Source organism: Enterobacter sp. ZOR0014 (genome assembly GCF_000798855.1).
In the GTDB taxonomy this organism is placed as follows: Bacteria; Pseudomonadota; Gammaproteobacteria; order Enterobacterales; family Enterobacteriaceae; genus Enterobacter; species Enterobacter kobei.
This window is the reverse complement of record NZ_JTLF01000050.1, coordinates 1-5194: the sequence shown is the minus strand read 5'-3', so window position 1 is coordinate 5194 and position 5194 is coordinate 1. Positions and strand designations below refer to the sequence as shown.

Genomic DNA, 5194 nt, shown 5'->3' with positions numbered 1-5194 from the left:
GTGGCGAAAAACCGCGAGAAAGCGGCAAAACGCAAACCGTCGAGGCGGCCCGGAAGAGCCTCTGCCGGGTGACAGAGGCTTGCAGAAAATATGCGTTCAGGCGTTCAAACCGCCGTCCACGTCCAGACCGGTACCGGAGATCTGCCCGGCGGCCGGGCTGGCAAGGAAAGTGACTGCCGCCGCGATGTCTTCCGGCTGACCGTAATGGCCGACCGCAATCATCTGGCGCTGGGCTTCCGCCTGTTCCCCGTCCTCCGGGTTCATATCGCTGTTGGTCGGACCGGGATGCACCAGGTTGACGGTGATGCCGCGCGGGCCGAGATCGCGCGCCAGGCCGCGGGTAAGAGAGTTGAGAGCCGACTTGGTCATGGAGTAAACGGCAATACCGGGCATGGCCACGCGGTTTGCCAGGCAGCTGCCGATGTTAATGATGCGCCCGCCGTCAGACATGTGCACCAGCGCTTCCTGAATGGCGATCACCACGCCGCGGATGTTGACGTTGATCAGGGCGTCGATGTCAGCCAGCGTCATGGACTCCAGCGGGCCACCGCGCGCGATCCCGGCGTTGTTGACCAGAATGTCCAGCCCGCCGAGCGCGCGCGCCGCATGGGTGACGGCATCCTGAATCGCCTGCGCGCTGGCGCTGTCAGCCTGTACGGCTTCACCGTATCGGCCAAGCGCTTTTATCTCATCGGCGACCGCCTGGGCTTTATCGGCTGATTTTTCATACGTTATAACCACATCGGCACCAGCACGGGCCAGCGACAGGGCTATCGCACGGCCCAACCCACGGCTGGCGCCGGTAACCAGCGCTTTCTTACCTGTTAAATCGATCTGCATGATGACCTCGTTGCGAGAGAGTGGTGAGAATCATCATTAGGTATAGACGGTCGGCGCATTTAACGGGGGAATGTTTCCACCTTCTCAAACGCGGCGCGCAGAACGTCAGGGGTTAACTCAACGGGCAGATAATGAATCGACTCCACCGGACGCAGGGTGTGGGTAATAACCTTATCCAGCGCGTCGCGGTTATTAATATCAACGTCCAGTTCGCGTAGCCGGGTCGGCAGGTTAAAGCGTTGATAGGCCGCCACCAGCTGCGCCAGCACGTCGTCCTGGCCGAGCAGGGCGCTTTGCACCAGAATGCCGTAGGCCACCTTGGTGCCGTGCAGGTATTTTTCCGTCTGCGGCAGCACGGTTAACCCGTTATGTACGGCATGCGCCGCCGCCACGCGGGTGTAGCGCTCGCCCAGACCGCCGACCATTCCACCGCCGGCAACGATCGCATCCACTACGTCCCGGAACGCCTGCGATAACTCGCCACGCTGTTGGTCTGCCAGCGCTTCCTCGCTGCGTTCCAGCAGCACGTCGCGGATCGCCAGCGCGCTGTTGATGCCCAGCCGCACGGTCAGGGGCAGGTTTTCCGGCTCAGGTGCCAACACAACCGCTTCGTACCACTTCGCCAGCGTGTCGCCGATGCCCGCCAGCAGGTATTCCGCCGGGGCATTGAGAACGATCTGCGGCTCCACCAGCACCAGGAAGTTCGCGTCGTCGAAAATCTCAAACTGCAACGCCTGGCCTTCATCGTTGTACCAGACGGAGAGCGGGGTCCACGCCGCGCAGGTCGCGGCGATGGTGGGGATGCCCACGAACGGTACACCTGAACGGCGCGCCACGGCTTTGACGGTATCCATCACCGCGCCGCCGCCGATGCCTATCACCACGCTGACGTCGCTGCCGGCTTCATTCACCAGGTGGCTGACGTCGCGCTCGCTGCAGTGGCCCTTAAACAGCAGGTGTTTTGCCCCCGGCGCGTCAAAGCTCGCTGGCAGGAAAGGGCGCGCGGCTTCGATGGCGCGCTCGCCGTAAATCCACACCGCGCGGGAAAGCTGCTCTGGCGTGAAGAAATCATTGAGAAGCGCAAGGCTGCCTGGATGGGAGAAGTAGTTCGCCGGGCCGGGCACGACGCGGATATCGGTATTGCTCATGGTGTTGTCCTTTTTTAGCACGCGCTAACCCGATGTTATGTCTGGACATCCGGATGGCTAATAATATTTCGCTTTATCTTATGCCTTTTCCGTCGTTGTCAGTCAACCGGCGCTGTGAAAAATTCGATAAATCAGAAGAGTAATTAAGGATTTACGCGGATGGTTTCCAGTCGCCTTGAGATGCGTGGTATCAGCCTGGCCTTTTCCGGCTTTCAGGCGCTGTCACGGGTGGACTTTACCCTGAGCGGCGGGTCGGTGCATGCGCTGACCGGCGCCAACGGCGCGGGGAAATCGACGCTGATGGCGGTGCTGTGCGGAACGCACGATCGCTATGAAGGCGAGATTTGCATTAACAACCAGTCGGTGACGATCCGCGAGCCGCTGGACGCCAAACGGCTGGGCATTCACCTTGTGCAGCAGGAAGTGGACGTGGCGCTGATCCCGGGGCTGAGCATTGCCGAGAACATCATGCTCGACCAGCTTGCGCAGCCCGGGCACCGCTTCAGCTGGCGTGCGGTTCGTCACCAGGCGAGACAGGCGCTGGCGCAACTGGACGTGTCCATGGATGTTCGGCGATCGGTCGACAGCTGCACGCTTGCTGAAAAACAGCAGATTTTGCTGGCGCGGGCGCTGTCCCATCATTGCCGTTTTTTAATTCTGGATGAACCCACCGCACCGCTGGATGCACACGAAAGCGAGCGCCTGTTTGCGGTTGTGAGACGCCTGCAGCAGCAGGGCATCGGCGTAGTGTTTATCTCGCACCGTATTCACGAGCTGAAAGCCATCTGCGACACCCTGACGGTGCTGCGTGACGGCAAGCTGATTGAGTCCGGCCCGATGGCCGATCTCAGCGGCGAAGCGATCGTTGAGAAGATGCTTGGCCACGTGCTGAGCGATATTTACCCGCCTGCTCGCCCCCCGCACAGCGACGAAACGTTGCTGCGCGTAGAGGGTCTGCACGATGACGCGCTGCTGAATGATATCTCCCTTCACCTGCGCAAAGGCGAAATTCTGGGCATTGCCGGGCTGGCGGGCGCGGGCAAAACCGAACTTTGCAAGGCGCTGTTTGGCGCCACGAAAAGCCGGGTGGCACAAGGCGAGTTGAATCATCAGCCCTGGAAACCGCGCGACCCGGCCGACTCGGTGCTGCGCGGGCTGGCGCTGGTGCCGGAGGAGCGGCGCAAGGAGGGCATTTTTATCGACGAGCCCGTGAGCATGAACCTTGCCGTGTGCGCCGATAACAGCTTCTCGCGCTGGAGCCTGTTTGGTCATCGTCAGGCGTGGCGCTGGGCAGAAGAGGTGATTGCCCGCGTCGGCGTGCGTGCGCGGGGGCCGGGGCAGGTGCTGCGCCGTTTGTCCGGCGGCAACCAGCAGAAGGTCGCCATCGGTAAATGGCTGCGTAATGATGCCAGCGTGCTGATTTTCGATGAGCCGACGAAGGGCGTGGACGTGAAAGCCAAAACCGATCTGTTCCAGCTGATTGACGGCCTGGCGCGCGAGGGCAAAGGGGTGATTTATGCCTCGGGTGAATTTGCCGAGCTGGTCGGGCTGTGCGACCGCATCTGCGTGCTGTGGGACGGACGTATCGTGGCGGAAATCGCCGGGGCCGAGGCCCGTGAAGAGACACTACTTTATTATTCAACCGGAGGATCGGCGTCGTGAGTAAGGCCCTTTCAGTGACTGCGACGGCGTCAGGCCGTCAGCATATTTTCGATTTTCTCTACAAGTGGGGCATGTTGCTGACCGTCGTCGCGCTGGTGGCGGTGTTTGGCCTGGCCTCGGACAACTTCCTCGATCCGAACAACATCATCAACATATTGCGGGCGATCGCCATCGTGACGGTGATTGCCATTGGCGTATCGATTTCGCTGACCGTCGGCGGGTTCGATCTCTCCGTGGGATCCACCGCGTCGCTGGCAAACGCGCTGGTGATATCGCTTTTCGTCTGGCACGGCTTCGGCACTACCGAGTCGATTCTGATTACCCTTGCGCTCTGCACGCTGGTGGGGCTGTTCAACGCGTTTCTGATCGTCATCCTGCGTATTCCGGACATGCTCGCGACCCTCGCCAGCCTGTTTGTGATCCAGGGCGTGGCGATGACTTACAGCTATGGCGGGTCGATTACCGAAAACATGGTGCTGCCGAGCGGTGATATGGCGGAAGGGACCATTCCGGCGGCGTTCAGCCTGCTGGGGCAGGTGCCGACCATCGTCATCATCATGCTGGTGGTGACGGTTCTCGCGCAGCTGGGACTGTCCCTCACCACGCATGGCCGACGCATGTACGCCATCGGCGGCAACCCGGAAGCCGCGCGCCTCTCCGGTATTCGCACCACGCGCTACAAGGTGGCAGCTTACGTGATCGCCTCGCTGCTGGCGGGGCTGGGCGGGATTTTGCTGGCCTCGCGCATTGGCTCGTCGCAGGTGAATGCCGGGGGCGGTTATCTGATGGATGCGGTGGCCGCGGCGTGGATCGGCTTCTCGCTGGCGGGTTCCGGCAAGCCGAACGCGCTGGGGACGCTGGTTGGGGCAGTTATTCTCGGCGTGCTGTCGAACGGGCTGGTGATGCTCTCCGTGCCGTATTACGCCATGGACATTATAAAAGGGCTGGTGCTCGCGGTGGCGCTGGCGATGACCTACATACAAAAACGCTGATAACACAACAGGATAAAAAATGAAAAAAATTGCACGCTCATTGGTAGCACTTGGATTATTGACTGCGCTGCCAGGCTTCGCGGCCACGCCCGCACCGGTGCCGGCTGCCATTGCGAACCACGAGGGTCCGATCCGCATCGCGGTGATCCGCAACCTCGGCTCCGACGACAACACCACGCAGTTTGTGGCGGGGGCGATTCAGGAAGGGAAGAAACTCGGCTTTAAGGTCAGCACTTTTTTAAGCAACGGGGACGATGCCAAATTCCAGGACTTCGTGAACCAGGCAATCAGCCAGAAGTACGACGGGATTATCCTGTCTCAGGGGCGCGATCCGTACTCCACCGCGCTGGTGAAGAAGGCGGTGGATGCCGGGATTAAAGTCGCCGTGTTTGATACGGCGGTGAACGGCGAGATCCCGGGCGTGACCGTTACTCAGCAGGATGATGCTTCGCTGACGAACCTCTCCTTCGGCCAGCTGGCGAAAGATTTCAACGGCAAGGCCAATATCGTCAAGCTGTGGGTGGCGGGCTTCCCGCCGATGGAGCGTCGTCA

At 61.0% G+C, this 5194-nt stretch carries 5 protein-coding genes; 3 read left to right on the top strand and 2 right to left on the bottom strand.

Annotation, left to right across the window (positions count from 1 at the left end; all coding sequences use genetic code 11):
• Positions 1-96: 96 nt before the first annotated feature.
• Both L977_RS02185 and L977_RS02180 read right to left on the bottom strand, forming a co-directional pair.
• Entirely contained in the window at positions 97-840 is a 744-nt protein-coding gene (locus L977_RS02185) for an SDR family NAD(P)-dependent oxidoreductase (RefSeq protein WP_014882958.1), read from the bottom strand.
• A gap of 59 nt (positions 841-899) precedes the next feature.
• Positions 900-1988, bottom strand: a complete 1089-nt coding sequence (locus L977_RS02180; RefSeq protein ID WP_047624560.1) for an oxidoreductase — start codon at positions 1986-1988, stop codon at positions 900-902.
• Between the two features lie 159 nt (positions 1989-2147).
• Between L977_RS02180 and L977_RS02175 the strand changes: the two genes are divergently transcribed.
• From L977_RS02175 to L977_RS02165, 3 genes are all read left to right on the top strand, one after another.
• Positions 2148-3650, top strand: coding sequence for a sugar ABC transporter ATP-binding protein (locus tag L977_RS02175; RefSeq protein ID WP_047624558.1), 1503 nt, complete (start codon positions 2148-2150; stop codon positions 3648-3650).
• A complete protein-coding gene (locus tag L977_RS02170) occupies positions 3647-4642 on the top strand; it encodes an ABC transporter permease (protein ID WP_047624556.1) in 996 nt (331 codons plus the stop codon). The genes L977_RS02175 and L977_RS02170 overlap by 4 nt, the downstream gene beginning before the upstream one ends.
• Before the next feature lie 19 nt (positions 4643-4661).
• On the top strand, positions 4662-5194 hold a 533-nt coding region (locus L977_RS02165; RefSeq protein ID WP_047624555.1), incomplete at its 3' end, for a substrate-binding domain-containing protein.

What these genes read in the sequence shown, in the direction of transcription:
- L977_RS02185 (WP_014882958.1), bottom strand. Translation starts at nt 840, where the DNA reads ATGCAGATCGATTTAACAGGTAAGAAAGCGCTGGTTACCGGCGCCAGC.
- L977_RS02180 (WP_047624560.1), bottom strand. Translation starts at nt 1,988, where the DNA reads ATGAGCAATACCGATATCCGCGTCGTGCCCGGCCCGGCGAACTACTTC.
- L977_RS02175 (WP_047624558.1), top strand. Translation starts at nt 2,148, where the DNA reads ATGGTTTCCAGTCGCCTTGAGATGCGTGGTATCAGCCTGGCCTTTTCC.